Annotated in this window: 34 protein-coding genes and 1 pseudogene; 34 read left to right on the top strand and 1 reads right to left on the bottom strand. The window is 42.9% G+C overall.

Annotation, left to right across the window (positions count from 1 at the left end; all coding sequences use genetic code 11):
- Positions 1–240: 240 nt before the first annotated feature.
- The 28 genes and pseudogenes from ACTHRY_RS02915 to ACTHRY_RS02780 all read left to right on the top strand — a co-directional run.
- Complete coding sequence (locus tag ACTHRY_RS02915; protein ID WP_440374026.1) at positions 241–675, top strand: single-stranded DNA-binding protein; 435 nt, start codon at positions 241–243, stop codon at positions 673–675.
- A gap of 189 nt (positions 676–864) precedes the next feature.
- Positions 865–2,904 carry a DNA topoisomerase 3 gene (locus tag ACTHRY_RS02910; RefSeq protein ID WP_440374025.1) on the top strand — a complete coding sequence of 680 codons (2,040 nt, stop codon included), beginning with the start codon at positions 865–867 and terminating at the stop codon, positions 2,902–2,904.
- 55 nt (positions 2,905–2,959) lie between these two features.
- Entirely contained in the window at positions 2,960–3,583 is a 624-nt protein-coding gene (locus ACTHRY_RS02905; RefSeq protein WP_440374024.1) for a DUF6012 family protein, read from the top strand.
- A 122-nt stretch (positions 3,584–3,705) separates the two neighbouring features.
- Positions 3,706–4,260 (top strand): YcbK family protein, encoded by a 555-nt coding sequence (locus ACTHRY_RS02900; RefSeq protein WP_440374023.1) that lies wholly within the window; start codon positions 3,706–3,708, stop codon positions 4,258–4,260.
- A gap of 261 nt (positions 4,261–4,521) precedes the next feature.
- Positions 4,522–4,974 carry a DUF3577 domain-containing protein gene (locus tag ACTHRY_RS02895; protein WP_440374022.1) on the top strand — a complete coding sequence of 151 codons (453 nt, stop codon included), beginning with the start codon at positions 4,522–4,524 and terminating at the stop codon, positions 4,972–4,974.
- A gap of 1,185 nt (positions 4,975–6,159) precedes the next feature.
- Positions 6,160–6,702 (top strand): DUF3275 family protein, encoded by a 543-nt coding sequence (locus ACTHRY_RS02890; RefSeq protein WP_440374021.1) that lies wholly within the window; start codon positions 6,160–6,162, stop codon positions 6,700–6,702.
- 9 nt (positions 6,703–6,711) lie between these two features.
- Entirely contained in the window at positions 6,712–7,293 is a 582-nt protein-coding gene (locus ACTHRY_RS02885) for a hypothetical protein (RefSeq protein WP_440374020.1), read from the top strand.
- Between the two features lie 252 nt (positions 7,294–7,545).
- Positions 7,546–7,884 carry a hypothetical protein gene (locus ACTHRY_RS02880; protein WP_440374019.1) on the top strand — a complete coding sequence of 113 codons (339 nt, stop codon included), beginning with the start codon at positions 7,546–7,548 and terminating at the stop codon, positions 7,882–7,884.
- Positions 7,885–8,064: 180 nt separating this feature from the next.
- Entirely contained in the window at positions 8,065–8,778 is a 714-nt protein-coding gene (locus ACTHRY_RS02875) for a hypothetical protein (RefSeq protein ID WP_440374018.1), read from the top strand.
- A gap of 12 nt (positions 8,779–8,790) precedes the next feature.
- Positions 8,791–9,048 (top strand): hypothetical protein, encoded by a 258-nt coding sequence (locus ACTHRY_RS02870; protein ID WP_440374017.1) that lies wholly within the window; start codon positions 8,791–8,793, stop codon positions 9,046–9,048.
- Between the two features lie 229 nt (positions 9,049–9,277).
- Positions 9,278–9,574 carry a hypothetical protein gene (locus tag ACTHRY_RS02865; RefSeq protein ID WP_049359370.1) on the top strand — a complete coding sequence of 99 codons (297 nt, stop codon included), beginning with the start codon at positions 9,278–9,280 and terminating at the stop codon, positions 9,572–9,574.
- Between the two features lie 13 nt (positions 9,575–9,587).
- Positions 9,588–9,899, top strand: a complete 312-nt coding sequence (locus ACTHRY_RS02860) for a hypothetical protein (protein WP_049359372.1) — start codon at positions 9,588–9,590, stop codon at positions 9,897–9,899.
- A 129-nt stretch (positions 9,900–10,028) separates the two neighbouring features.
- Positions 10,029–10,496 (top strand): hypothetical protein, encoded by a 468-nt coding sequence (locus ACTHRY_RS02855; protein ID WP_440374016.1) that lies wholly within the window; start codon positions 10,029–10,031, stop codon positions 10,494–10,496.
- Positions 10,497–10,733: 237 nt separating this feature from the next.
- On the top strand, positions 10,734–11,060 hold the full coding sequence (locus tag ACTHRY_RS02850) for a hypothetical protein (RefSeq protein WP_152901092.1): 327 nt from the start codon (positions 10,734–10,736) through the stop codon (positions 11,058–11,060).
- Entirely contained in the window at positions 11,044–11,445 is a 402-nt protein-coding gene (locus ACTHRY_RS02845) for a hypothetical protein (protein WP_049360201.1), read from the top strand. Before ACTHRY_RS02850 ends, ACTHRY_RS02845 begins: the two co-directional genes overlap by 17 nt.
- Before the next feature lie 76 nt (positions 11,446–11,521).
- Positions 11,522–14,005: an SNF2-related protein gene (locus ACTHRY_RS02840; RefSeq protein WP_079453828.1), complete on the top strand. Its 2,484-nt coding sequence runs from the start codon at positions 11,522–11,524 to the stop codon at positions 14,003–14,005.
- 102 nt (positions 14,006–14,107) lie between these two features.
- Positions 14,108–14,314, top strand: a complete 207-nt coding sequence (locus tag ACTHRY_RS02835; RefSeq protein ID WP_049360208.1) for a hypothetical protein — start codon at positions 14,108–14,110, stop codon at positions 14,312–14,314.
- Between the two features lie 166 nt (positions 14,315–14,480).
- Positions 14,481–14,690: a hypothetical protein gene (locus ACTHRY_RS02830; RefSeq protein WP_049360213.1), complete on the top strand. Its 210-nt coding sequence runs from the start codon at positions 14,481–14,483 to the stop codon at positions 14,688–14,690.
- Positions 14,691–14,763: 73 nt separating this feature from the next.
- Positions 14,764–15,882 (top strand): DUF6094 domain-containing protein, encoded by a 1,119-nt coding sequence (locus tag ACTHRY_RS02825; protein ID WP_049360215.1) that lies wholly within the window; start codon positions 14,764–14,766, stop codon positions 15,880–15,882.
- Positions 15,883–15,963: 81 nt separating this feature from the next.
- Positions 15,964–16,305, top strand: a complete 342-nt coding sequence (locus ACTHRY_RS02820) for a hypothetical protein (protein ID WP_053088395.1) — start codon at positions 15,964–15,966, stop codon at positions 16,303–16,305.
- A 227-nt stretch (positions 16,306–16,532) separates the two neighbouring features.
- Complete coding sequence (locus tag ACTHRY_RS02815; RefSeq protein WP_283119028.1) at positions 16,533–17,297, top strand: hypothetical protein; 765 nt, start codon at positions 16,533–16,535, stop codon at positions 17,295–17,297.
- Positions 17,298–17,387: 90 nt separating this feature from the next.
- Positions 17,388–17,957 carry a hypothetical protein gene (locus tag ACTHRY_RS02810; protein WP_222571552.1) on the top strand — a complete coding sequence of 190 codons (570 nt, stop codon included), beginning with the start codon at positions 17,388–17,390 and terminating at the stop codon, positions 17,955–17,957.
- Between the two features lie 82 nt (positions 17,958–18,039).
- Entirely contained in the window at positions 18,040–18,789 is a 750-nt protein-coding gene (locus ACTHRY_RS02805; protein WP_371509872.1) for a hypothetical protein, read from the top strand.
- 223 nt (positions 18,790–19,012) lie between these two features.
- Positions 19,013–19,600 (top strand): hypothetical protein, encoded by a 588-nt coding sequence (locus tag ACTHRY_RS02800; RefSeq protein ID WP_049323170.1) that lies wholly within the window; start codon positions 19,013–19,015, stop codon positions 19,598–19,600.
- Positions 19,601–19,815: 215 nt separating this feature from the next.
- The gene (locus tag ACTHRY_RS02795) at positions 19,816–20,604 is read left to right on the top strand and encodes a hypothetical protein (RefSeq protein ID WP_049360108.1); all 789 of its coding nucleotides are present in this window, start codon (positions 19,816–19,818) and stop codon (positions 20,602–20,604) included.
- A gap of 81 nt (positions 20,605–20,685) precedes the next feature.
- Positions 20,686–21,162 (top strand): hypothetical protein, encoded by a 477-nt coding sequence (locus ACTHRY_RS02790; RefSeq protein ID WP_053091023.1) that lies wholly within the window; start codon positions 20,686–20,688, stop codon positions 21,160–21,162.
- A gap of 170 nt (positions 21,163–21,332) precedes the next feature.
- Positions 21,333–21,833 carry a hypothetical protein gene (locus ACTHRY_RS02785; protein ID WP_283121652.1) on the top strand — a complete coding sequence of 167 codons (501 nt, stop codon included), beginning with the start codon at positions 21,333–21,335 and terminating at the stop codon, positions 21,831–21,833.
- Between the two features lie 17 nt (positions 21,834–21,850).
- Positions 21,851–21,946: pseudogene (locus ACTHRY_RS02780) on the top strand (PspA/IM30 family protein); the annotation flags it as partial.
- A gap of 30 nt (positions 21,947–21,976) precedes the next feature.
- Here ACTHRY_RS02780 and ACTHRY_RS02775 read toward each other — a convergent pair.
- Complete coding sequence (locus tag ACTHRY_RS02775) at positions 21,977–22,177, bottom strand: DinB/UmuC family translesion DNA polymerase (protein WP_440374015.1); 201 nt, start codon at positions 22,175–22,177, stop codon at positions 21,977–21,979.
- A gap of 90 nt (positions 22,178–22,267) precedes the next feature.
- On the opposite strand from ACTHRY_RS02775, the gene ACTHRY_RS02770 reads away from it, so the two are divergent.
- The 6 genes from ACTHRY_RS02770 (at position 22,268) to ACTHRY_RS02745 (ending at position 25,572) form a co-directional block, all read left to right on the top strand.
- On the top strand, positions 22,268–22,789 hold the full coding sequence (locus ACTHRY_RS02770) for a hypothetical protein (protein ID WP_440374014.1): 522 nt from the start codon (positions 22,268–22,270) through the stop codon (positions 22,787–22,789).
- 33 nt (positions 22,790–22,822) lie between these two features.
- Entirely contained in the window at positions 22,823–23,158 is a 336-nt protein-coding gene (locus ACTHRY_RS02765) for a hypothetical protein (RefSeq protein ID WP_440374066.1), read from the top strand.
- Positions 23,074–23,316, top strand: a complete 243-nt coding sequence (locus ACTHRY_RS02760; protein WP_440374013.1) for a pyocin activator PrtN family protein — start codon at positions 23,074–23,076, stop codon at positions 23,314–23,316. Before ACTHRY_RS02765 ends, ACTHRY_RS02760 begins: the two co-directional genes overlap by 85 nt.
- A gap of 67 nt (positions 23,317–23,383) precedes the next feature.
- Positions 23,384–24,073, top strand: a complete 690-nt coding sequence (locus ACTHRY_RS02755; protein ID WP_440374012.1) for a DUF7168 domain-containing protein — start codon at positions 23,384–23,386, stop codon at positions 24,071–24,073.
- Between the two features lie 34 nt (positions 24,074–24,107).
- Positions 24,108–24,572 (top strand): hypothetical protein, encoded by a 465-nt coding sequence (locus ACTHRY_RS02750; protein ID WP_440374011.1) that lies wholly within the window; start codon positions 24,108–24,110, stop codon positions 24,570–24,572.
- A 418-nt stretch (positions 24,573–24,990) separates the two neighbouring features.
- Entirely contained in the window at positions 24,991–25,572 is a 582-nt protein-coding gene (locus tag ACTHRY_RS02745) for a LexA family protein (RefSeq protein ID WP_049360067.1), read from the top strand.
- Positions 25,573–25,604: the final 32 nt, after the last annotated feature.

Here is a 25,604-nt window from a genome sequence, read left to right as displayed (position 1 = left end):
CGCCCCGTTACAGTAGTGGATACCGGCGGCGGCATCGGCTTTCGTCAACTTCGTTTCTGTTCTGCGCCGATGACTGTTAATGGGCGTTTTAACTAGATATGGAATAATATTTGATTTGAAATAGTTGCTAGTTGACAAGAGAAATATATTTAGTTATGATTCAAGAACCTTAATCTCATTTTGGGTTATTTTACCCTGTCTTTTCTGTCATATTTTTAAATCCTTCTTTTGGAGAAAAATATGTCAGTTCAACTTTCTGTTCGTGGCAATCTCGGTGCTGAATTTAATTTGCGTCCAGTCGTAAGCCCTATAAACGATGAGGCTTCAATCGTACTTAATTTTTCAATTGCCTCCCCTAATTTCAAGCGGAATGCCGAAGGTAAAAAAGAAGTAGTTTCAACGGAGTGGATTTCTTGCGAATACTGGAATCGTGATGCTACTCATCTCCATAAAATTTTACAGGTCGGTATGCCGGTTTTCGTTACCGGTGAAGAACGTTACGAAACTTATACCAATCGTGATGGTATTGAAGTTCGCGTTCGTAAATTGCGTGTTCAAGATTTATTCATTGTTCCAACTGAACGTATAGAAGATATCAAGTTGCGTCCTAAACGTGAGCAGTCTCAGGATAGTAATCAGGCTGAAGCAGATGCTGATGATGACATCCCAATGTAAATATGGCCACGAAAAATACTTCCTTTTTTCGTGAAATGAACTGCTGGCTTGCTGCATTATGGGCTGATTTTAAAGATATGTTCATTATTACCCTCATTTATGGAAGCTTTTTTGCTTTGGCAATGTGGGCTTTTTTGACTATCACATCTTGGCTTGTTTTGCAGCTGAAGCAAAGTTTGGGATTTTAAAATGCGTTTGTTTTTATGTGAAAAACCTTCTCAAGCTAAGGACATCGGTAAAGTGCTTGGTGTTCTTGGCGGGAGGCATGATGGTTATTTTCAGAATGGAGACACTGTTGTTACCTGGGCATTTGGTCATATCCTGACACAGGCCGCGCCAGATGCTTATGGCGAACAATATGCTGATTTTGGAAATATCTCCGCATTACCCATTCTCCCTGAAGTTTGGCAGATGCAGGTACCGCCAAAGGTATCGAAGCAGTTTAAAGTCATTAAAGGCTTGTTAGCCAAAGCAGATGAAGTAGTGATTGCTACTGATGCAGATCGTGAAGGGGAAGTTATTGCCCGTGAAATATTGGATTACTGTGGCTACCGAAAAAAGATCTCCCGATTTTGGACGAGTGGCCTAGATACCCAATCGGTAAAAAAAGCCTTATCTTCAATAATGCCGGGTAAGGATAAAGAAAACCTTTACCAAGCCGGTTTGGCGCGTAGTCGCGCCGACTGGCTGGTAGGTATGAACCTGAGCCGTGCCTACACAGCTGCTTATTCTGCCGGATATGGCCGAGAACATACTCTGTCGATCGGACGGATTCAAACACCGACTTTGAAGCTTATAGTCCAAAGGGACAAAGAGATCGATACTTTCGTTCCTTACAACTACTACACCCTTTCAGTAGATTTTGAGACAGCAGAGAAGTCAGTGTTTACTACACTATGGCAGGTTCCTGAAAACTGGCGTAATACTGATGGATACTGTACCAACCTTGAGGCTGTAAAGGCCCTTGTCAAACAGCTTGAGAAATCTACAGGTAAGGTCATTACCTCAAACAAAGAGCGTAAAAGCACCCCGCCTCCGTTACCTTACAGTCTTTCGGCTTTGCAAAAAGAAGCCGGAAAAAAACTTGGCCTATCGGCTTCCAAAGTGCTGAAAATTGCACAAACCCTCTACGAAAAATACAAGATTACGTCATATCCTCGTACCCCTTGCAGATACTTGCCAAAATCGCAGATGAGTGAAGTGAAAGATGTATTTGCCGCGATACAAACTATCGACAAATCCATGCTTTCAGTGATTGAAAAAGCTGATCCTGAACGTCAATCAAGAGTATGGAATGATAACCAGGTGAACAAGCATTCTCATCATGCAATTATTCCGACCAAGGTCAGTAATTTTGATTTGTCAGTCCTTGATAAGAATGAATCAACGGTGTATCGAATGATACGAGACCGTTATATCGCGCAGTTTTATCCTGATTTTGAATATGACTCTACTGTGGTAGAGGTTGAAGCATGTTCACATTTGTTTAAAGCCTCCAGCCAATCACCGGTTATTTCAGGTTGGAAGGTTCTTTTGGGTAAGGATGTGTTCGAAGGTGATCAAATCGATGAAGGCCCTGCTCTACCACATCTGAAAGTCAACGATGAGGTCGGCACGGTTTCTGCTAATCCCGAAACTAAAAAGACCACTCCGCCACCACGTTTTACAGAGGCTTCTTTGCTAGATGAGATGCAAACTTTGAAGGACTTTTTGAAGAATGTAGAAGACGAGCAGATACGAAAAATTCTCAAAAGTACGGAAGGCTTGGGAACAGAAGCTACTCGCGCCGCCATTATCGATCGTTTGTTTGAAATGGGTTATATGGAAAAGAAACGGGGCAAAATCTATGCGACAGAAAAAGGTCGTAACCTGATTGCCCGGGTTCCACCTATGATCGCCGATCCGATAACGACGGCAAAATGGGAGCTGGCTTTGAGCGGAATAGAAGCAGGTAAATTGACTTTGGCTGAATTTATGGCCTATCAGCAGAAAGTGATTACAGAGCTGGTCGAACAGGCGAAAAAGGATGTCGCAGGTAAAGCTTATCCACCAAAAAAAACGGATTCAGCCGGTGCAAAAAAACAGGCAGTCTCCCGGAATGAAGACGAAATCTGTCCGACTTGTAAGGAAGGCCGGCTGAGACAGAGAGGCTTCAAGGAAAACCCTGAAAAACGGTATTGGGGGTGTAGTAGGTATCCCGAATGCAACTACTTCGAATGGGTTAAATAGGCAGTTTGAACGGTATAGAAGCACGTCCTTCTAATAAACTAAAGGTTATCTATCCATGTACTATCATATTATTCCAAAATACTTTGCTGACATTTCAGAACGCGAAATAAAACTGGCCTCTCTTGAAATACCTGAATTAGGGCTGAACCTGACTGACAAAGAACTTAAGACGATTAAGCCATATCCCAACCAAAGGTATCATATTGGCTGTCTGAGATACGGTTTCAAAGGCAGGAATTTTGTCGGACTTATCCTTGAAACAGATCATATCATATCGGAATTTACTAAAATCTGTACATGGACTGTGCATTTTCACCCACTAGATGTAGTTAAGATAGCATTCAGGATGAAACATATAACCAAATATAAGTTGTTAGACAACAATAATTTGATGTTCAGCGAAGATAAACCGTATCTTTCAAAATTACGGACTGAGAAAAATTATTGTGATATCTCTGTTATGGAATTTTGTTATCCATATCATTTTGAAGGTGTAAATGTTCAAGATGTGTATGATAAGAGCGTCGATGAATTTTACGATGACGAAGGAGTCATTATTCGTCGTGAACAACAGATCGAAACATACACGACCGAAATTGAGGCGTATCGTAACAAATGCACAATGCGCAGTAAGAAGTTACCTTCTTTGGAAACTGCAATGAAACTCCATAATCTATGAAGAAAATTTATATTGATCTGAACAGGTTTGTTAAATAAAAGATTGGTTTATCAACAACTAGTGTTACTAAATTTCGCTAAGATTAAATTTTTTTGGAGTTTCAATTGGATAGAAGAGAATTTTTGAAAAAGATTGTCGGCGTAGGTGCCCTATATACAACCGGTGCTGCCGGTTTGTTATTGCCTAAAGATGTAATAGCAGCAACCAGTATGGCTGATTTTTGGTCACGAGACCGTACAATCAATTGCAAACGGGCTGATACAGGCGAAAAACATGAAATCCGTTTTTTTCAGCAACAAAATGGATATGATCTTGAAGCCTACCGTAATGCCTGTTGGCTGATGCGTGATGCCAAAGATGGAAATGCCATGGTTCAAATCGATGTAGGACTTTTAAATCTCATGTATGCAATGCAGGAATGGGCACGGCAATCAGGACGAACAAACCCTGTGATTACGATCAATAGTGCATATAGAACGCCAAGACGAAATGCGACTATTGAGGGTGCTGCCAGAAACTCACTTCATATGAGCGGTAAAGCAGTTGACTTTACTATGAGGGGGGTAAGCATTAGCGAGCTTGAGCAAATGGCTAAATACTACAATGTGGGCGGTATTGGTATCTATAATAGCTTTATCCATTTGGATACCGGTAGGGTTCGGCATTGGCGTGGTTAAAGATTTTACGAAAAAATATTGACATATGAAATTATCGGGAATATATTGTAATTGTTTTTGTAGTTTGTGACTTTTCTTAAAAGTCTCGTCATTTAGCCGTTCATGAATGAGATTCGATTCGTCGAATTTACGGTACTTCTTTTCAGCCAGCCTTTAAGGCTTCTAAGTCAGTTCGGCTACCGTGAAAGCCGCAACTTAACCCTTTGGGGATATACTATCCCCTTTGGGATTGATATATCCCCTGTTTTTTGGAGATATATCATGACTCAATCTAATCAAAACTACTTTAACCTGACTGCTGACGGTATCGGTTTTTTAAACCGACCTCGCGAAGTTCAGGGTAAACGTAAATCTTCCCCTTACTTTGCTTGCACGATCCAAGCCTCTCGAGGCGATAATGGTGAAAAAACCCGTTTCGATCTTCGGATCGTCGGAGGTCAAGCAAAAGAGCTTTTTGCTCGCCTTTTGGAAGAGTTCCCGCAATTGCAATCAAAAAATATCCAAGAACGCCCGACTGTCGTGGTTGGTTTTCGTGCAGGTGATATTCAACCCCTAAAATTTGAAGCAACCAATCATAAGACTGGAGAAGTCTCAGAACTTTTGAGTATCGATGGTCGATTGTTGAAATTCAAGTTTATTAAAGTTGATGGCAATATGTGGTATCAATCATCTTATCAAGGTGAACAAAATCAAGACAATCCTGATGCTTCTTAGAAAGCTCTCGAATATTTTGATTGTTTGAGAATGGTAGGAAGCTTTCGAGCTTCCCCATTCTTAGTTTTCTAGCTTATTGCTTGGAAAATTAAGCCTCTGTCTAAACGGCGGTTTAATTTTCCAAGCAACTCTTGAATTATAGTGAAGTAAAGGGTAAGTCCCCTTAAAGACTTGGCTTTCAGCAATATTGTTTTTTTATCGATGCTCATATCTATTGTGAGCATCAGTAAAAAAATAAGGCTCTTTAACAATCCGAATTTTTTTATTTTTGTTGCTTTTGTAGCAACTGTTTAAAAGCTGCCCTTTGGGCAGCTTACCTGAGTGCCCCGCCCTACCCAAGGTCATTCAGGTAAGCTTCCCCGGTTGACAGACCGTTTCTTCTGTCTGCGTATAGCCGTATAACCAGTACGCGCAATTATTCGTAATTGTTACGGCTTTATTACAAGCTAGACCATTATCTGATTACTGCGTCGGTGCGGACTAAGTAATCAATAGCCAGGGTAATCCCCATTTGAACCTGCTTTGCAGGTTCTCTAAGAAGTTTTGATATTTGCAGAACAGCTTAGAGAATCTGTATTTAAAGAGTTTTATACAGCCGACAGACTGTTTCCTCTGTCATTGCATAGCCGTTGATTGCAAGCCTGTTTCAGGTACGGTACAGCTGCTTTTTTCTGAAGCAGATTTCTTTTAACCCATCGGGGTACACTTCCCCGAATGGGCATGGTGTCCCCTTTATTTTGGAGTATTACCATGAATCTAAATCTATCTTTTCACCGTTCAGGTGCCATCCTTCCCCCAAATTTACTTCCGGAAAGAATACGTATTGGTGACATCCTCACCCACCGACATACTCATCAGAAATTTGTCGTCTCATGCATACAAGAACATCATTTGTTACTTGTTGATGCGGATGGTCGTATTTCGAAAATACGAACCAAAAAGGCGGTCAATCGGTATTGTAGGAGCGTCAATGATGTTCATAGCCATAAAAACGCTTCCATAGCGTTGAAGATGGCAGTTCGTGCATTGGATAACGATAAACGTATTTTTACAAGATTGGGGCTTCGCATGTCCCAAATAGTATATTTGGATAATATCCACAGTGCGATCAAACACTGATTAGTTTTTTCCCAACCACGGGATACCTGCCCGTGGCCGGTATCCCTTTTCTTTTGGAGAGATACCATGTCTATGACAATCCAAGGCACTTTAACAGTGCAAGTCATTCAGGGTCGCCGTGGCCCTTTCAAAACAGCTAAATTAGCTACCTCAATTGGCACATTCGATGTAAAAAACCCAATATTAAAACAGTTTGAACCAGGTAATTATGAAGGAAACTTCATACTGAACCAGCTTAAGGTAAAGACCTTTGAGTGGGGAGGTGGAGCAACGTCATATATCGACGCTGCTTTAGATTGGCAACATCTTGCAGATTTCGCACAAGAATGTGGTTTATCAGATGAAGCAGAAGAACAGTCTAGTCCAGCTTCTACTGTCGATCCAGTTTCTGAAAGTGGTGCTTTTGATCCAGTTTCTGAGAATGGTATTGAATTTCCGAAATTTGCCGAGTCCCTAGATCAGGTTGAGCACATGATTGAGAACAAATGCTCTTATATCAGCTTTGGAGAATACATTCTTGCTGATCGTGAGGAATTAAAATGTGCCGTCGAGCTTGTACGCGAAGCCGGCTATTCATATAGCCCTCGTGAAAAACGCTGGTATGTCTAGGAGGCGCGAATGTTGTATTTAACCTCACGCAATGATTTGATGGCCGATGCCTTCTTTATTTGGGGCAAACAACTTATGTTTGCCTCTCTCCATGGTCGCGATGCAGACATGTTGTCCTTCCAAGCTCAACTGCAAGTGAGTAATGAACGGCTTGGTTTTAGACAGCCGGGGGAAACTTTAACCTGTCCCCGACTGACAACCGCCGAGTATTGCTTAAATCTGAGTAAATACATGACGAAATATCAGACTCTTAATTATGGTCCGGTCACGCACATGTTTTTGCATTCAGATATTCTGATTCAACCTAACTTCGATAGCAAAACCGGTTGGGTTATGTTGGATGATGTTACAGCAGACTTGGATAAGGCAGCCTGGCAACTGGTGCAGCAACTCTCCGATATACCGTTATTGGAACATTGGCAGAATGCTGTTTTGTCAGAACTTGAGGCTGATAAATCCATTATGCGGTTTACTCCTCGTATAGATGAAGAGTATGCAGCAGTTGGAGTTCAAGCTGTACGAGTTGATATCCCGGAAGATTTTGATGTTCGGTTGACCGCTATGCTACAAAGCGGTCGCTTACATACTTAATCTGAAGCCCCTAGCGGGCTTTTTCAGACGGCCTTTTAAAGGCTCTCTAAAAAAGTCTGTTACACAAGAGTTTTACACAGATGACGGACTGTATATTCCGTTGATGGATACTGTTGCTGAGATTGTCCTCCCATATTCGTATGGTTGCAGCATTTTTTTAAACAAGCGGTATTACCGTATTTATTTAAACCCTGACGGGAACGTTTTCCCGTTTGGGGAAACTGTTTCCTGTCCTAATTGAAAGGAAACATAATGCCTGTACTGAACGAATTGGTAGAAGCTTCAAAGGGAAAAAAATTTGAAGCCCTACAGGTTTTCAATCCGAAAGGAAGGGACCTTGTTTTCAAAGGCGTAGAACTTATCCGATTGGAAAATCGAAACGGCCAAACCTTAGAAGGTTTGCCTCTTGATGGAAGCATCTGTGTCTATATCACGGATAATGATAATTTTGTCATTGTGGATGACCGGAAGCTGGAACAGGGGCCTATGGTCATAGGCCGTTTTGATCTACAGTTCGGGTGCATAGGTTATGACCGGGTTGCCAAGGAGTTGTACCGCCTTCTAGGTATCGATGCTTATCAGTACGTCTGAGGCATTTCTAAACCCAAAAGGATGATCACTTAATCGTGACATCCTTTTTTCAGACACCATCCCAATTGAACGAATCATGCGGGATTTTCGAACTGTTCCACTTTTGGAATATCTATCTAACCCTTTGGGGATACTGTTCCCAAGGGGGGACTGGTATCCCTTGTTTATGAAGGAAATATCATGGGAACCTCTAATTTTTTATACAACCACAAACTTAATGTCATCAGTGGTACGTTATTCAGCACTTTTGATCTTGAAGCCTACAACAAGGAAATGGATGAGGTAGATCGTCTCAAAGCAGATGATAACGAAGCCATCGGCAACATACTTCAATGGAATTGTGAAAATGCCGTCGATAACATAAGGTATCGAGCTGACGAGCCTGATCGGGAGCGTGATCCATGGAGAAAACACCGTATCGACGGATTTCGAATTTTATCCACAACGGACGCAAGCGAAGATAATGGCGAGTATATGACCCACAACTTCGGCGGTAGAAGGATAGCTACCTTGACGGCAGAAACGCTATTTTGGGGTGTCAATATCTGCATGGAGTTAGATGTCATCCTTCGTTGCGGGTACTATGACGGCAGCAATATCGACCAGGAATTTCGTATTTATACCGAGTACAGCAATTACCGCATTTTGGAAAGATGTGAGATGTCTTCGTTTGATGAAGCTATCGACTATGTGATTACGGAACTGGAAGATGCTGATATAGCCACATATCAACAGCTCTGCACTCATCGAAAAGGTATAAACCGACGTTTGTGTGCCTTAGAACAAGTTCTGTGGGAGCGTTACGAAGAGTTAACCTCTCCATGGTGTGAGCAGCATCAGGTGTTTGCCCGTTTCAGTAATGGCGAAACCTGGTACTCGAAAAAAGCGGCATAAGGAGGATATATCATGTATCAGATGTACGATATTGCCCCGAATGTGGATGTTTCTCTTCACTGGCACAAAAACAGTACAGTTACTGCGCGTTTGTTTTCTGATGGCAAGATAGTAGAAAAACGGCTGATTTCCAAATGGGATGAGGCGGAAGAAGTTTTTGCATCTGTCGTTACGATGGCTTCTGATTATGCAAACCGTATTGTTACACCGGAAACCTTGGATTTGTATCGTCAAGTTTTGGCTTGGTATCAAGAAGAATGTTACTGGTAATACTGACGTATTACGTCCTATTATACCTGCCTTCGGGCAGGTATTTTCAGACGGCCTTCATGTGAGGTCTTCTAAAAATACCTGTCTTTACAGGCTGACAGACCTTATCTGTCTTGTGTCCTGCCGTTAAACATGACACGCATCCTTCGGGATGTACGGCATTTTCTTTTACTAACCCTATGGGGATACATCTCCAATAGGGGATATTCCCCTATTCTTGGAGATTGTTATGAAGTTTGATAAACACAATGCTTGTGCTGATGGTATTTATAGTCCTGATACTGTATTTCAACAGCAAGATGTACGCGAAATTTTGCTTGGCCAGTACAGTTATGGTGGTTCCCAGTTATTGCGAAATATAGTTAGATCACTCTATAAGGGAGTTCCAGTTGAGTTATACCAAGTTACTCAGCTTGATCAAAAACATTATGCAATTTTTGAAGCAATACTTGCTCATTACCGCAAATATCGCGAAAGCGAGCAATTGCGACAAATAGTGGTCGAGATGAACCGGAAAGCCAGCTAAAAAGGAGATAACTATGACTATCATGAGACCTGAGCAAGAAGACTTGCAAGCAGCGTTTGAGTTTGTAGGTATGATGACAGCAGTTGCTCGACATGAACTCAATCCACTTGAAAAAGATGAGTTTGATGAATTGAGATTTTTGGAAGACGAGGACAAAGCTAAGGTTTTAGATGCTTTGTGTGAGAAATTCAACAACTGTGATTTGGATTGGTTGATGATGGCCTTAGCCCATTTACTCTCTCCGGACAGAGGGGTAATTGATCAGGATTCGGACATTTTGACCATAAATCCAAATCTTCTTGGTGCCACTGATAAAAGTAGTTAGCTTTACAAGAGTAGCACTGTATTTTTAATCCTGCTGTTTGTACAGATGCAGACAGTTCAATCTACCCATGCAGGGATACCGTACCCTGCTATGGGAATGTGTACCCCTGCCCTTTATAGGAGTACACCAATGCAATATTTAAACGAAAAAAACCTAGAAATTAGAATCTTGGTAACAGATGGCTTATACGGCTGCGATGTATTCGATACAGAAGGTAAGCCTCTGGCCGGCGTGATGCCTGAATATAAAAGTCAGGTTGAGGCTGTTGCCGCTGCTTTAGATATACCCGAAGTCGGACTATTTACAGATACTAAACAACGGCCAAAACAAAAGTTGGTTGCAGTAACAGATGCACTCGCTTTGAAATATGGTTTGAATTTCAAGAATCATGGCGGTTTCTATCGTAAGCATGACAACAGTCACGCGTGTTTGAATAAAAACGGTAGAAAAGGATTTGTTCTTTTTTTTACAGCAAATGAAAAATTTCTGACTTTACAAGGTTCTACCGCTATCGAGCCAGAAATTCTCTATCAGTTTGATATTTATGTCGATAATGATTTTATTGTTGAGAAAGTGTCTATGCTGATAGGTTCTTAAACAATAAGTCCGATTATTTGGATATGTTTTACCTGCTTGCGAGCAGGTATTTTTAGACGACCTTCAAGAAAGGCCGCCTAAAAATACCTGTCTTTACAGGCTGACAGACCTTATCTGTCTTGTGTCCTGCCGTTAAACATGACACGCATCCTTCGGGATGTACGGCATTTTCTTTTATCAACCCCGTGGGGACCGTGCCCATGGGGAACGGTATCCCATTTTTTTTGGAGCAATACCGTGAATGCGTTGCCATTAATCCGAGAATATAGTGAAACCAAAGTTAAACCCTCTTTACAGGAGGGAAAAACTTTGGACATTGAAATGGTGTATAAAAAGGGTAGTAATACCGATGATAGAGGGTATTACTTATCTGTCAGAGAAGTAAAAAAGGAAGGATGTTTTGTAAGTTTTACATTATTCGGATCACCTAACTTACAGTTACAACTGAATACGGTAAAACGTAAATCAGTAAAAGCTGAAGAAGAGGCTTTCGGTATTTTGAAAAGCTTACTCAAAACAGATCAACTTGTGCCTCTTTTAGAAAAGAATGGATTTACCTGTTGATTATCCTTTTGGGAATCTACTCCCTATGTGTGTAGAGAAGCCTAAGCTTTGGAGATATACCATGTTTCTTTTGCCTCTTATGTCAGCTTCACTGACTGTTTATACTTACTCTTCTGAAACTCCTCTTAAACAAGTGGATATTAATCTACCTTGTTCAATTGGTACGGTTCGTATCACTGCGCAGGCAGAGATGGATGAAGAAGGTAATATTATTTCCGACTCTCTGCGAATTACAGACTTACAAACTTCTGAGCTGTTATCAGACACAGGAGAAGTAATAGAGCTACCTAGGCTTTGTAATAAAGACTATAACGAGGCTGTTTTTTTGGCCTCTAAATTGGTTGCCGAGTATGGTTTGGAAACCTTACCTATCGAATATCTGTAATAGATAGGCAATTTTAACCCCTGACGGGGCAATCCCCGTCATCGGGGTTTGCTCCGTCTTTTTTTAGGAGCATATGATGTATAACCCCGTATCAAAAATAGACGAACTCTTCCCGGATTTTGCAGAACTTGATCAAACTGTGGCCGAGATGCAGGAACGTCAGAATCAAATAATCACTGATTTCAACTTTATCATCCGTCAAGTGGCTGAGACTGCCAAAAAAAGTACGGAAGCTGCCGTATTGCCGGTGGAATCTCCGGAACCTGAGCTGCCGGATTCAGACATGCCTCTGACGCAGTTTCTTGCTGAGTTTGGGGACAGTCTCTTTAATGCAGTTACTGAGCAAAACCAGCCTGTCTATCAGGGACAAACTTACCCTAAACTTGAAGAAGTGCTGGATAACCTGGAACGTCCTTTGTTTACGGCACAGCGAGAAGTTGTACGCGCCGTATTACAGCAATTGGTGGTAGAGGACAAACCCGCAGCCATTATTAATGCCGAAATGGGTACTGGTAAGACCATGATGTCGATAGCAGTTGCTGCTGCCACGCATCAAGCAGGCTTGCACCGTACCTTGGTATTAAGCCCACCGCATTTAGTGTACAAATGGCGACGTGAAATCCTCAAAACAGTACCCAATGCCCGCGTATGGATCCTTAACGGAGCTGATACGTTGGCTAAGCTATTGCGAATCCGTGCCCTCGACCGAAAACCCGAAGTTCCGGAGTTTTTTGTGATGGGGCGTGTTCGGATGCGCATGGACTACCATTGGAGACCTTCGTATGCCGTTCGTCGCCGCTGGATACCTTCTGAAGGTGCTTCTAAGGGATTTGCCGTTTCCGAGTATTACTGTCCTAAATGTGGCTGTGAAATCTTGGATGAGGAAAACAAGCCTTATAACACTGAAGGTGGTCTGAAAAATGCCCTAGCTAAAAACCGCCGTTTTTGCAAAGGTAATCATCATGGCAAACCGTGTAAGGAACCGCTTTGGACCTTGTGCCGCAAGGAACAGAGTGAAGATAGGGTTGTGAGCACAGTGTACGACCGTGTACTTAAAACCATGACCACCCTACCCGGCATCGGTCCTAAAACCGCAGCAAAAATCATCGGGATGTATGGTGAGCAGTATCTGGCCGAAATCTTGGAAAACAACATTCAGGCGTTTTCCAATTTGATGGATGAAAACGGAGAATTTCTATTCGACGACCGTCAAGCGGCGCGTATCGACCGAGACTTAGGCAAAGCAGAATTTAGCCTGGGACGAGGCGGGTATCAGCCGACCGAGTTCATCAAACGCTATTTACCGAAGAATTTTTTTGGATTGTTGGTGGTAGATGAAGGTCACGAATACAAAAATTACGGAACTGCGCAAGGACAGGCGATGGGTGTTCTTGCTCGTTGCTGCAAAAAGATCCTGTGTCTAACCGGTACGCTGATGGGTGGCTATGCGGAAGACCTGTTCTTTCTATTGTGGCGACTTTGGCCGCAAATGATGATTGAAGACGGTTTCAGTTACAACAAAGGGAATACCTTGGGATCGGCGAGCATGGCGTTTATGCGTAAGCATGGCGTGTTGAAGGATATTGTCCGCCATCTTGGAACTGAATACAGCAATGGCGCATTCAGTAGCTCAAAAGCGGAGCGTAACAGCGTTCGTACCGCCAAAGCACCGGGATTTTCCCCTTTGGGCATCATGCGTTACGTTTTGCCTATTACCGTATTTCTAAAATTGCGTGATTTGGGTGAAGGCGTTTTGCCTGACTATAAAGAAGTTTTCCGGCCAGTTGAAATGACTGAAGATCAACATGCAGTCTATAAAAATATGGAGGGTGTCTTGAGACAGCATTTGAAAGCGGCATTAAGGAATCGTGACAATACCCTTACCGGCGTTGTTACGAGTGCCTTGCTGTCATGGCCGGATTGTTGTTACAAAGCTCAAGATGTTTACTGGCGCAGACAAAACAAGATCCTTTTCCATACCGAACCCCAGTTTGATGAGGAAGAAATCTCGTCTAGAGAAGCCGATATGCTGGAAGTTGTTAAAGACAGTCTGGCTAAAGGACGTAAATGTCTAGTCTATACCGTTTATACCGATACCCGTGATACGACAGGCCGTCTGAAAGAGATTTTCAAGCGGCACGGTATCAAGGCGGCGGTAATGAAGGCGACGGTAAAGGCTGATCAACGTGAAGATTGGGTTGAAGACCGGCTGGCAGAAGGAGTACAGGTGGTTATCTGTAATCCGGAGCTGGTCAAAACCGGTTTGGACTTGTTGGCATTTCCAACCATCTACTTTCTGCAAACAGGATATAACGTTTATACCCTGATGCAGGCCGCCCGCCGTTCTTGGCGTATTGGGCAGAAGGACGATGTGGAGGTGTATTTCTCCGGCTACAGCGATACAGCACAGCAAATTTGCCTTGAACTGATGGGGCAAAAAGTTGCTGTTACTCAGTCAACCTCCGGTGATATGCCCGATTCGGGCTTAGACATTCTGAACCAGGCTGAAGATTCAGTTGAAGTTCAGTTGGCCAAACGCTTGGTTGAACAACAAGATTGATGCAATTTCTGCATCTAACCCACGTTTAGTGGGTTTTTTCAGACAACACTCTGGAGAGGTTGTCTAAAAAAACCTATTTAACAGAAAAAAGGAAGGAAAATCATGAAAAACGATATTGGCTGTTATGTTTCGGATTTAAAAGTCATGCAATCCAACGCCGGTTACTATGTTGGTCGGGATTATTGGGAAAAAGCATACCCTGAAATTAAAATGCCCTATTCTCGCGAATCCGATTATTTCGCCACCCGCGAACAGGCTCATAACTGTCTGCAGATCATGAAACTGGAAATGTCCTTGGAAGGTTCCTGATTCAACTATTTATACGCTGACAGTCGTTTTACTGTCTGGATGCTGCCGTTAAACATCATCAACCGTAAATTTGCGGACACGGCTTTTTATTAACCCGGCCTCTGGCCAAATATCCCACTGTTTCGTATGTTCTATACGGCAGTGGTTTTTTTCTAAGGAAACGTTTATGAAATACAGTTCCAATAAAGATTTCCAAGTCTATATTGCCAGTTTGGTTGCGAGCAAAAAATGGATTTATAAAAAAAACAAACGTGGCAGACATGCCTCGCTGTTACATATCAACGGGCAGAAATTACCCGTGCCGAGTTCTCCCGGTGATTACCGTGCCCTTCGAAATTTCAAGACGGGAATCCGGAATATTGCCAGGCAAGAATAAACCATAATTTTTTAACCCCTTGGGGATACTGTCCCCTTTGGGCACGGTATCCACCTTACTTTTGGAGATTACCATGTCCATTAACCATCTGATGCACCCCCGTGTTGCGCATAACCACCGTGACAACGGATACTTCCCCACTGACCAAGCTACATTGGCCCGCATAGCCGCTTACCTTGATATTCCAGCATCCGCTGGAGGTTTGTTACGCATATTTGATCCTTGCTGTGGAACAGGAGAAGCCCTGGCTACTCTAGCTTCTACTTTGCAATCGGAAAAAATAAGTTGTCAAACTTACGGGATTGAACTGGAGAAAGACCGAGCTGAAGAGGCAATGAGTCGTCTGACCAGTGTCATTAAATCCGATGTGGAAAACTGCACCATGCAGGGTTCGGCAGTCGGCCTCCTGTTTCTGAATCCTCCTTACGGCTTTACCGCCAAAGACAATCTATCTAATCAAAGAACCAAACGGCTTGAAGAACTTTTCTTTGCGCGTACCTTCGGTACTTTGCAGCCTGGCGGAGTATTGGTGATGATTGTTCCGGAAGCCGCTCTGACGGAGCACCTAACCGGCGAAATCGCTTCCCACTGTACGGATGTCCGTATGATAAGGGCTGCGGTAGATACCTACAAACAACTGGTCATCTTCGGCATACGACCGAAAAACAAAGCCTCTATCAGCAAAAAACAGGCAGATGCCCAACAAAGGCTCCTACTTGATTTTGAAAATGCCCCTGAGACTTTACCGGCCGGTACGCCTGCATACTGTGTGCCTATTGCACCCAATAAGGTCTTTCGCCCAAGAAGCTTTAAATTGGAGCAGGATATATTGGAACGTGAACTGGGACAGCAGCAATCCCGCACGTTATGGCCATCATTTTCTCAACATTTCGGCACCAGTGCCGTTATAGCCGAAAAACGCCGGCCTTTATGTGCTCTGGGTCAGTGGCATGCTGCTTTAGCATTAGCCGCAGGCCAAGTTAATGGCGTTGTCACCTCAACCAATGGTCGAAAGCTGTTGGTTAAAGGTTCAACTCATAAAACCAAAGTAGAAACCAAATCGGAAGAGTACGACAACAAGGATAGACTTGTGGTCACGATTACCTCAACTGACCGGTTTTCTCCAAGCATACGGGCAATTGATTTGACCGAGGGATCGCCGGATTTTGGCCGAGTCCTGACAATCAAATAAATAGATTGGCCTATTCAATTTTTAAACCCTGCCGGGTACTTCCCGCAGGGGTGTATCCGGCTTTCTTTAAGGATACACCTAATGGAACAACTTGATCTGGCGGCTATGGCTGCATGTGATTCCCCTTCTTTGTTTTACCTTGGCCGAGTGTCTATGACGGCAACAGTAGATAACTGGGCAAAAGAGCACCTGCCTGCACAACTGTATGACAATAATCTTTATGCCCAAATATTGCTTGAGGCCCACCGCCGTGGCATATGGGGAGATCTTCCCCCTGAAGATGCAAAGTTGAATCAGCAGGCACTCAAGCCAGGTGAAGAAGGCAGAATAATGTCTTCTTACAAGATCGGGGACCAAAGAATTTGGGTCATTACAGAATGGGACAGAAGTCTTACCACACTCCTGTTCCCAGAAGATTACTGACCTTGCAATCGTTATATACCTCACCTGCCTTCGGGCAGGTATTTTCAGACGACTTTAGTAAGGCCGTCTGAAAATACCTGTCTTTACAGGCTGACAGACCTTATCTGTCTTGTGTCCTGCCGTTAAACATGACACGCATCCTTCGGGATGAACGGCATTTTCTTTTATCAACCCCGTGGGGACCGTACCCCTGGGGAACGGTATCCCAGTTTTTTAGGAGCAATACAGTGAATAATCAATACGAAACCTACATTGTCTGGTTTAAACAGGAGTATGAAGTTGCGGGTAAGGCCGCAGAGCTACTCAACGGCCAGACTATTCGTCAACCATGTAGCCGTGAAAACATCACAGATGTCATCGGTAGCAGACTGTCCGACTTTGGGTATTCCGCATCGATGATCAAAGGCGTGATTCCTGTAGACGAATACCTCAGATTGGAAAACCAAGCAGGTGCCGTACCCAATAAAGCCGATAATTACCATACCGCAGCAGTCTTCGTACCTACCATGTACGGTCATGAGGAATGGACAGAAATCTTGCATCAACCCGGCTTTATCGAAAGCCTGACTGATAACGAGGCAGAAGAGATTTTTGGCCGTGTTATGTGCGGGCGCAGTGTTGGATATGCTATGTTGGTCAAAGCATTGTCCGATTCAGGTATGGACGATAATGACAGTTTCTTGTTGGTTCCTGTTCCGAATATAGGAGGATATGACGACATCGCCTATCTTATGAAGGATATAGAATATGGATCAACCAACTTTCGTGAAAATTTAGAACGAGTTGTAACAGAGAAAACTGCTTCCTGGCTGTACGAACGTAATATGGGAACAATATCCTATTGGCTGTATTCTTCTGGTCTGATCTGGGAGGATTTTATCGATCCTGAATTGGATTATCCAGAATCAGAAGGCAGAATCATACAGAAAATTGTTAACTGTTGGGCTTGTTCTACCGTTGATCGGTACCTGAAATCATTGCCGAACGATTAATTCTAATCTTTTTGCTGGAATAAACCTTTATTTTTAACCCCAAGGGGCATTCGTCCTTTGGGGCGGGTTCCCTTTTTTAGGAGTAACTCAATGAAAACTTATATTATTAGTATGAATGTAGATGAAGAGCTTGCAGAAGATGCAGCCTTGGCTCTGAATGGTCAGGTTTTTACTTTAAGCAATAAGTGGTCAAACCTTTTAGCTCAGGTATCAGAATTTTTGTCTAATAAAGGCTTTCCGCTAGGGATTGCAGTCGAATTTTCTGAAGTATCAGAGTATTTCGCCCATAACCTTCTATCAGAAAATTGGCCTTATAGAGATGGTAATGTTTTTGCTGCTTCTGTAACAGTTAATGAGCCTGAGATCAACAAAGGATGTGCTGATTTGCTGCATCTTCTTAAAGAAAAAGTGTGTGTGGAGTCAAATTTCGGATTGTATGTCGACTATTTGACCGGCAAGGATCTGCAATGGCTTTATAGTCGTAACAAGGATGAAATCAATCTTTGGTTGGCAGAAAGTCGTACAGACTTATTTGAATTATTGGAGTCAGATAGAAATGTAGCCGATATTGTAACGGTGTCATGGGCCAAAGATGAACTGGGTAAATATTTTAAACAGTACGGAAGAAACCGCAAACCTGACAAACCAATTGTTCTTTAATTAATTTAGTCTTCTTTAAACCCCACGGGGATACGTTCCCCGACGGGCGCGTATCCCTCTTTTTATCCTGAAAGGAAATCTCGTGTCCGTTTCAAAATATTTCATGCTTCGCCCGTCCGCTTTGGACTGGGACTTTATCGAAAAACACTATCCCAATTACTACCGCAGCAACGCCATCCTCAAATCGGACGATATGAGTTACTGTCTTGGGGATATGGGGGATGTTCCCCGCGATACAGTAATTACAGAGGAAAGTTATAAGGCATTTGAAGAATATGCCGAAGACCTTGCCTATCGTGTCGAAAACGGCTTTGCCGACTTTATCGGCAGCGGTCTGACGTTTGGCCAGGCAGCCGATTATTTCGACGATTGGCTTTATGCCGTCGCCGTTCTTGAAGGAGAAGGCTGTATTCAGGTCAGCGAAGCGGTGCGCCTTTGGGCTGAAAAAGTCTTCAACACACCTGCAGAAAAGCGCAGGCAGTGGTACGCAGGCAGACTGTCGTCTGATCCCAAGCCGTCTGATGCCGAACGTCTGTTGATTGAAGTGGCAAACTATATTGCCCTGAAATACGGTTTGGTCTTTGGCGAAAACGGCGAATCGGTTTTGGATGTTTCCGAAAACATCCTTCAGGCTCATTTGTACCGTGACGCAGAGCCCGGCTTTTCCTTTTTCCTCAAACCCAATCAGTTTGGCCTGTCTGTGTTTGGCTCAAGCAGGTATTTTCCGTTGCAGAGTATCATGATCGGCAACGAGATACCCATTTCAGCTGCACAGACACTGATTGACATTCTGATTTCCGGAAGTGCCCCGAATACGGTGGATTCTGATTGAAATTGCACCTCTCACCTGCCTTCGGGCAGGTATTTTCAGACGACCTTCAATCAAGGTCGTCTGAAAATACCTGTTTACAGGCCGGCAGACCTTATCTGCCACCCGCGTATTGCCGTTACCCATTGCGCACGTCCTTCGGGACGGACGGCTATTTTTATTAACCCCGTGGGGAACACAATCCCTTCGGACTGTGTTCCCCGTTTTCTTTTTAAGGAGCAACATAATGCAAAACTTTATTGTATGGATGAATCCCGATCGGGAAGAATCGGCAGCTGCGGCAGCTAAATTAAACGGTGCGGTTTTGACCGCCCACACGGATGGTGCCATGGCCGCTATTAGACGTGAACTGAAAATATTGGGATTAGGGGCTGATTTGGCCATCTTTGCCCAAACCTGTGAAGAGTTTGCCAAACAGGCTAATGCCGACATGGTTTGTATCAGCAGTAGCAATGGTGATGCTGTTGCAGCCGTCACTTACCTTGAGGACGGATACGCCGGTGAAGGCGTATCCGCCGTTGCCGACATGCGCTATCTGATGTCTGCCTATCGGCAGTATTTTAACCGTCCTGACAAAATGGTTATTTTTCAGGTGGCATTGCAGTATTTATCAGATGAAGACATCGCCTGGATTTTCCGCCGCCACAGCAATGCCATCATCGAGTGGCAGTCGAATGAAGGGCTAGGACTGTACGAGTTCGGTTTCAGTCTATCCGATGTTCTGCCTGATGGCTGCCGCCATGTGCTACGCGAAGTCGTCACCGGCTGGCTGCACCGTGAAATCCTGCCCGAACTGTACGCAGAGTCGGCATAACTTCTGTGCTTCTTTTCCAAACCAGCGGGACCGTCGTTCCGCTTCCTGAAGGCAAAGTTACCGTTTCGGTTTCTTTGCCTTTTATCTAAAGCACCTGTCGTCTGAAATGTGCTCCGGATTCCCGGTGGCGACTCTTTTATCAACCCGGGCGCATGCCCATTAACCTGCGGGTTTCCTTATCCGCAGGGATAGGGATTCCTGCTTAGGAGCTTTATATGCCTAATTGGTGTAGTAACAGCCTTCATTTTGAAGGCAATCCCCAACGTATCGCTGAAGTTGCGGAACAAATCTTGATCAAAACCGACGATGGGTATCAATTTAGCTTTCAGCATATTGTACCCATGCCGGAGGAGCTGATTCTTCCTGAAGTGCCTGATAGTTACATGCAGCTGACCTGGCTTCAAATTGCTCAACAACCTGAAAAGAAGTTGATCAATTTGGAACAGGAAATGCTGGAACAGAGCGATAAATCCTTTTGGTCCGTTCAATATAGATTGCCGGATGAACTTTTCTCCGAATTAAAGCAATATTTTTCGGAAAAATTTGATTGGGACAATCTGACTGTTGGTGAAGTATTTACCCATTTTGAAGATAACGCTGAAGTCGCATCTCGTTTTCGTTACGATCAACAATTTGCCAAGCGTATTGCGGAAAACATCCGCCAATACGGTCATAAGGATTGGTATGACTGGCGAATGGCTAACTGGGGCTGCAAATGGGACGTAGATCCCGACTGCACTTTTGTGACGGTTGGGAAAAGCGACATCTGGATCAGCTGTGACACTGCCTGGGGTCCTCCGGATAGGCTTTATGAAGAAATCGCCAAACGCTTTCCTGACCTTGTCTTTGAAGCCAAATACTTGGAGGAGGGAATGTGGTTTGCGGGATCTTATGAAGGTCATGAAGGCGCGTTATTCGAGTATCCTTGCAAAGAAGATGAAGTGCGAGCCTTCGCGATTGAGCATTTCGGTTGTGAGTACGACGAGGATGAAGATTCCGAGTAGTTATCATAACTTATAATTTTTGAATAAACCTACCCTTTCGGGAGCAACCCGAAAGGGTTGTCTCCCATTTTGGAGACTAGTATGTGTAATATCAAAACCGAAAGCAATGAAATTCCTGAAAAACCAAAATTCACACTTTCTAAAGAAGATGGGATGCAAAAATTGCAGATCGTCTTCCCGGAGGAAAGTGAAGAGCTTTTTAATATTCATCAGTCCGACGAATACGACTATTCAGTTCCAGATTTAGCAGTTAGCGTAGATGTCGAGTTACTCTATCACGCGATAAAGATTCTTGCTGAAAACCCTAACAAGCTTCATCACCTTGCAATACATTGTGGTGTGTGTTCTGAAGGATTCGAAGGCAAATTGAGATATGAGAGATTGGTTTTAACGACCTATACGTCGTCTATGACTTTTTTCTTGGAGTTTTTCAATGATTGGACAGGAACTCTCTACGAGATGGATTTGACAGGACAATTCAAAGAATTTATTGGATACACGTTTCCTGTTACTGAACCTTTGTCAAAACTGAAAAAACTGCTCGATCAAGATGATTGATGTATAAACCCAACGGCTGCCTAGGCAGCCTTTTTTTTTATTTCTCTGAAACCGAAAATCAGGTTTCAGACGGCCTGATGTTTACATAGATATACGGTTTCAGGTATTGCGCCTCAGAATCTCATCTTGTATATTTGTATTCAAATGAATACAAACTAAAGCAAACGAATATGAATGCAACGAACCGTATCCCAATTAGTGTGCGCATCACTCAGGAAGATGCTGATTTTATTGCCGAACTTAAAATCGAAGGAGCAAATACGCCGTCTGAAAAAATCCGCGAATTGCTCAAGCTGGCGCGCTTGGCGCATACGCAGACACGCGATTACAGCTCCGCACTGACAGCGCAGGAGCAATTTTTCCAAGCGGCAAAACACGAAATCTTGCACGCTGAAAAACAGGCCGGAGTGCATTCGCATATCGTGGCGAGGTTGTTTGAACAACTGCCCGACTTAGGCGCAACACTCGCCGCCGACCTGCCCGAAGAAGCCGACCTCGATGATTTGAAAAAATACGAGCGCGAACTGATGTGGCGCATCGTCCGCCTGACTGACAGCATCCTACAACTCGCCGTAACCGGCAAAGGCGCAGCATACGATGACAGCGTATTACAACAGCTTGAAAACACATTGAGGCTGGCGAAGATTGTGCAGCAGGCAAATGAAGTTTAAGACTGCCGCCATACCAAATGAAACAAACACATTTTAGTGAAAGGAAAATCCAAATGAGCGAAACCCTATCCCGCCGAGTAGGCCGTCTGGTAAGCGGCGGTTTTCATGCCTTGAAAACGAAATCATTAGCCATATTGAGAAAATCACGGTTTCAGACGGCCTCTAACGATCTGTATCTGTTCGACGGGCTTTAGCCCATGTAATTCAATTCCGCATTTTTTATAGAGATAGCCGCTTCGATAAACATCCGACAACAGATTTTGCGCCTCGCGGTTCAGAATGACGGTATCGGCTGTCGGTACGGCCAGGATCTTATGGTATTTATGTTGCGCGTAAACTGGCATACTTTTTGATTAATTGAAAATAAAAGCTTGTAATAGCTCGTAATATGAGCTATTATTTATATATAGTTCTTTTTGACTTGGATATATAAAATGACTCTATCCTCTCTCTTCATTGATTCAGATACATATTGGTTCATGTTAGCTGGTCTGGTTGTGCTTTCACTTGGTGCTACTTATTCTAGGTTCAGTGCTAAAGATGTAGTAGTCGAAGGTTTTTCTACATTAATATTAATAGTTTCAGGTTTAGCGTTAATCGGTTTTATCCTCTATGTTGATAACAATATGATTTTCTATAATAACCAAGTAACCATCAACATTCAGAGGGAGGAACAACCCGCTAATATAAACGGCACAGTTTTAACCGGGCGAAAGAAGAGCAATACCATAAGTGTTTCATCTAACTGGCTGGATACACTCGAGAGGGAGTTACCTGATTTGGTAGGGAAATTGAATGATGAAGCAGAGAAACGCGATTTAATATTTTGTGTTAAAAGTTTCAAGGATGATTTGTCCAAAGTGACAAGTGTAGTTGGTGCTGATAATGAAAAAGAAATTAAACTGGAAAATAAGGTCATTTCCTGCTTGAGAAAAAAGGGATATAACTTAAATTAAGATTATCTCACTTCAACTTAATAGGATTCCAATATGATTATGGAGATGTTATTAAAGATTTTTTATGATGAATATGGGGTTTTTAAATTTTTATATGTGTTTGCATTTCTGCCCATTCATTTCATTTTAATAATTGTACAAGATAAGTGGTTCAAAGGAAAATTCAACGTATCAATGTATTGGTTGGCTATAACATTCATTTGGTTTTATGCCATGTCGGCCATGAATCCGTATAAATATATTCCAAGCTACGGCACGGCGGCGCAGAAAAGCACCTTGGCCAAATGTACGCAAGGGCAAACCGTTACGGAGGATTCCATCAAGGAAGTGATGAAGGCATGCAGGAAGGCCGACAAAGACCTGAAGTAGCACGTCGAAAGGCAAATGCACAAAGTTTGCCATGGCCGGTAATTTCAGCAGATAGCAACAAGAAAAGCCCAAAGTTTGTAAGCGTGTCAGCCCTTGCTGAATGGCTAGACCAAATCGAAAGCAAGGCAAAGGACGAATGGGCAAGAGTACGAAATTAAAATGCCAACCAATCTATATTTTTTTGCCTTATTGAAAATATAAGATATTGATTAAAAAGGATTCGAGATGGATAAAGAGAAGGTCTTAGACAAAATCAAGAAATGTTTGGCTTTGAGTCAGTCGGCAAATGAACATGAAGCCGCACAGGCATTAAAGCAGGCTCAGGCATTAATGGAAAAGTATGAAGTCAATGCTGTGGATATTACCTTATCAGAAGTCTCCGAGCAGAAAGCCGATCGGAAAATGGCTTTTAAATTGGCAAATTGGCAATGGAGCATTGCAAATATGATTGCCGATATATTCGGGAGCCAATCTTACCAACGCGGGAAGACGATGATGTTTTACGGCATTGGAAATCGAGCAGAAATCTCAGCCTATGCCTTTGATGTAGTTTATCGTCAGATTTCCGCCGACCGCCGCAAATTTTTGAAAACCTGCCGAGCAAGAAAGTCCGCACACAGAACTTATCTTGCCGACCAATTTTGCGGCGGTTGGATTGTGGGTGCTTATGAGACAGTCAAAAAATTTGAGATGTCCGACGAAGAGAAAGCCATTATGGACGGATACGCAAAAAATGAATATCCGTATATGACCGAAGCGAGAACAAGAGATGCGAAATCGTCAATCCTACAAGGATCAGAAATAGAATATGAGGCATTAGCCAAAGGAATGGAATCGGGTAAGCAAGTGCAGTTACACCATGCCATGAATGGTACGGACGGCGTGCAACAAATTGTAGAGCAAAAAAGATATTAAGAATACATTGTAATGATGATTTTGGAGGAGATAAATGATGAATGGACTTGAATTTAAAGAAGCGTTCGAAAAAGAGAAGTACGAATTCAAACAGTTACATCCACTGGAGCGTTATGCTTTTATTTTATTGATTTTATTTACTCTTCCCGGGTTGTTTGGAATGTTTGGTGTTGCAATAGGAATATTCGTAATACCATCGGTGGGGGAGTCTATCGCTCAAAACGCAATTCCTTCAGCAATAATTGCAAAGTTTATTTCAATTTGTCTATTGTTATTTATCAGATATTTTTTTAACTATTCTTTTGTTCGAAAATTTGTTTGGATCACCATCTTCTGGATTTTCCTGCATTATTGTATTGGCCTACCTTCCCTTCTGGGTTCCGATGATGATATAAGTTCTTTAGAACTTTGGAGTAAGCAAAATTTAAGATTGATCGGATTGTTTTCAATGGTTGGCTGTATCTTGTTCGGGGTGCCTTTACTCAATAAAAAGCGGTAGGATACTGTTTCTTTAAATATTTTGATTTTTGATACTAGTATTTGAGGGTATAAATGATAAATGAACCTGGATTTATGCTACTAATTTCTGCTACAGGTATGGTTTTGATATCTGGTCTATTTATTTTTTTCTCCCATAAATTCGGATTTGACAGAGCCGAAGCCTACCAGCTAATTTTGAGAATTTTTATTCCTCTTTTTGTAATTTTTGTAATAGCATTTTTACTTTACAGTTTTTCTATTATTCTAGAATTATAATTGTCGTTACTTCTATTTTTTTAGTTTATATAGATTTTGAAACCTCAAACTCTGCCTTATCCCAACGACTGCATCCAGCAGTCGTTTTTTTATTTCAGCATTGCCTGCCCATAAATACTTTCTGATAAAATGATTTTGTTACGTAATCAAAATAGCCTATTATGGAAGAAGCTTCAAAAAAACGCGGTGGACGCAGAGATGGTGCAGGACGCAAAAGCAAAACAGGTGAAGCCACGGCAGTCAAACGTATCCCAGTGTCGCTGATACCAACAGTGGATGCCATGATCGCTTCTACAGCCATGCCTCAAGGTAGCCTTATACCCATCAATCGGACAACACTAAAAGTCCCATATGCACTCGAGAAAATACCCGCCGGTTTCCCCTCTCCGGCGGAGCCGTATGTTGCTGACTATCTCGATTTTAACGAGTACCTTATCACAAACCCGTCTGCCACCTTCGCCGCACGTTCCGGTGGATATTCCATGCTTGATGCGGGTATCGGTAAAGACGATATTATGATCATTGACCGCTCTAAAACACCGAAGCACGGCGATATTGTGATGGCGGATTTAGGTAACGAGTTTACGATCAAACGGCTATACAAAGTTCCCGGTCGTAAGCCTGAGCTGCACTCTGAAAATGCTTCCGGTGAGTACCCTGATTTTGTACCGACCGATGGAGATACATGGTCGGTTGTTGGGGTCGTGACTTTCGTCATCAAAGACGTGCGTCAGGGTGGCTGACATGTATGCACTGATAGATGGCAACAGCTTTT

Origin of the sequence: Neisseria sp. P0004.S004 (assembly GCF_051963335.1) — a bacterium.
Taxonomy (GTDB): Bacteria; Pseudomonadota; Gammaproteobacteria; order Burkholderiales; family Neisseriaceae; genus Neisseria.
Note: the sequence above shows the minus strand (reverse complement) of the source record. Positions and strands in the feature narration are given on the sequence as shown.

Coding starts and splice junctions, on each gene's coding strand:
- ACTHRY_RS02880 (WP_440374019.1), top strand. CDS start 7,546: ATGCCTGTACTGAACGAATTGGTAGAAGCTTCAAAGGGAAAAAAATTT.
- ACTHRY_RS02860 (WP_049359372.1), top strand. CDS start 9,588: ATGACTATCATGAGACCTGAGCAAGAAGACTTGCAAGCAGCGTTTGAG.
- ACTHRY_RS02865 (WP_049359370.1), top strand. CDS start 9,278: ATGAAGTTTGATAAACACAATGCTTGTGCTGATGGTATTTATAGTCCT.
- ACTHRY_RS02810 (WP_222571552.1), top strand. CDS start 17,388: ATGAAAACTTATATTATTAGTATGAATGTAGATGAAGAGCTTGCAGAA.
- ACTHRY_RS02775 (WP_440374015.1), bottom strand. CDS start 22,177: ATGCCAGTTTACGCGCAACATAAATACCATAAGATCCTGGCCGTACCG.
- ACTHRY_RS02755 (WP_440374012.1), top strand. CDS start 23,384: ATGGATAAAGAGAAGGTCTTAGACAAAATCAAGAAATGTTTGGCTTTG.
- ACTHRY_RS02820 (WP_053088395.1), top strand. CDS start 15,964: ATGGAACAACTTGATCTGGCGGCTATGGCTGCATGTGATTCCCCTTCT.
- ACTHRY_RS02885 (WP_440374020.1), top strand. CDS start 6,712: ATGTTGTATTTAACCTCACGCAATGATTTGATGGCCGATGCCTTCTTT.
- ACTHRY_RS02760 (WP_440374013.1), top strand. CDS start 23,074: ATGTACGCAAGGGCAAACCGTTACGGAGGATTCCATCAAGGAAGTGAT.
- ACTHRY_RS02845 (WP_049360201.1), top strand. CDS start 11,044: ATGGATTTACCTGTTGATTATCCTTTTGGGAATCTACTCCCTATGTGT.
- ACTHRY_RS02750 (WP_440374011.1), top strand. CDS start 24,108: ATGATGAATGGACTTGAATTTAAAGAAGCGTTCGAAAAAGAGAAGTAC.
- ACTHRY_RS02855 (WP_440374016.1), top strand. CDS start 10,029: ATGCAATATTTAAACGAAAAAAACCTAGAAATTAGAATCTTGGTAACA.
- ACTHRY_RS02910 (WP_440374025.1), top strand. CDS start 865: ATGCGTTTGTTTTTATGTGAAAAACCTTCTCAAGCTAAGGACATCGGT.
- ACTHRY_RS02895 (WP_440374022.1), top strand. CDS start 4,522: ATGACTCAATCTAATCAAAACTACTTTAACCTGACTGCTGACGGTATC.
- ACTHRY_RS02835 (WP_049360208.1), top strand. CDS start 14,108: ATGAAAAACGATATTGGCTGTTATGTTTCGGATTTAAAAGTCATGCAA.
- ACTHRY_RS02830 (WP_049360213.1), top strand. CDS start 14,481: ATGAAATACAGTTCCAATAAAGATTTCCAAGTCTATATTGCCAGTTTG.
- ACTHRY_RS02825 (WP_049360215.1), top strand. CDS start 14,764: ATGTCCATTAACCATCTGATGCACCCCCGTGTTGCGCATAACCACCGT.
- ACTHRY_RS02745 (WP_049360067.1), top strand. CDS start 24,991: ATGGAAGAAGCTTCAAAAAAACGCGGTGGACGCAGAGATGGTGCAGGA.
- ACTHRY_RS02800 (WP_049323170.1), top strand. CDS start 19,013: ATGCAAAACTTTATTGTATGGATGAATCCCGATCGGGAAGAATCGGCA.
- ACTHRY_RS02765 (WP_440374066.1), top strand. CDS start 22,823: ATGATTATGGAGATGTTATTAAAGATTTTTTATGATGAATATGGGGTT.
- ACTHRY_RS02875 (WP_440374018.1), top strand. CDS start 8,065: ATGGGAACCTCTAATTTTTTATACAACCACAAACTTAATGTCATCAGT.
- ACTHRY_RS02785 (WP_283121652.1), top strand. CDS start 21,333: ATGAATGCAACGAACCGTATCCCAATTAGTGTGCGCATCACTCAGGAA.
- ACTHRY_RS02840 (WP_079453828.1), top strand. CDS start 11,522: ATGTATAACCCCGTATCAAAAATAGACGAACTCTTCCCGGATTTTGCA.
- ACTHRY_RS02770 (WP_440374014.1), top strand. CDS start 22,268: ATGACTCTATCCTCTCTCTTCATTGATTCAGATACATATTGGTTCATG.
- ACTHRY_RS02795 (WP_049360108.1), top strand. CDS start 19,816: ATGCCTAATTGGTGTAGTAACAGCCTTCATTTTGAAGGCAATCCCCAA.
- ACTHRY_RS02870 (WP_440374017.1), top strand. CDS start 8,791: ATGTATCAGATGTACGATATTGCCCCGAATGTGGATGTTTCTCTTCAC.
- ACTHRY_RS02790 (WP_053091023.1), top strand. CDS start 20,686: ATGTGTAATATCAAAACCGAAAGCAATGAAATTCCTGAAAAACCAAAA.
- ACTHRY_RS02905 (WP_440374024.1), top strand. CDS start 2,960: ATGTACTATCATATTATTCCAAAATACTTTGCTGACATTTCAGAACGC.
- ACTHRY_RS02890 (WP_440374021.1), top strand. CDS start 6,160: ATGTCTATGACAATCCAAGGCACTTTAACAGTGCAAGTCATTCAGGGT.
- ACTHRY_RS02915 (WP_440374026.1), top strand. CDS start 241: ATGTCAGTTCAACTTTCTGTTCGTGGCAATCTCGGTGCTGAATTTAAT.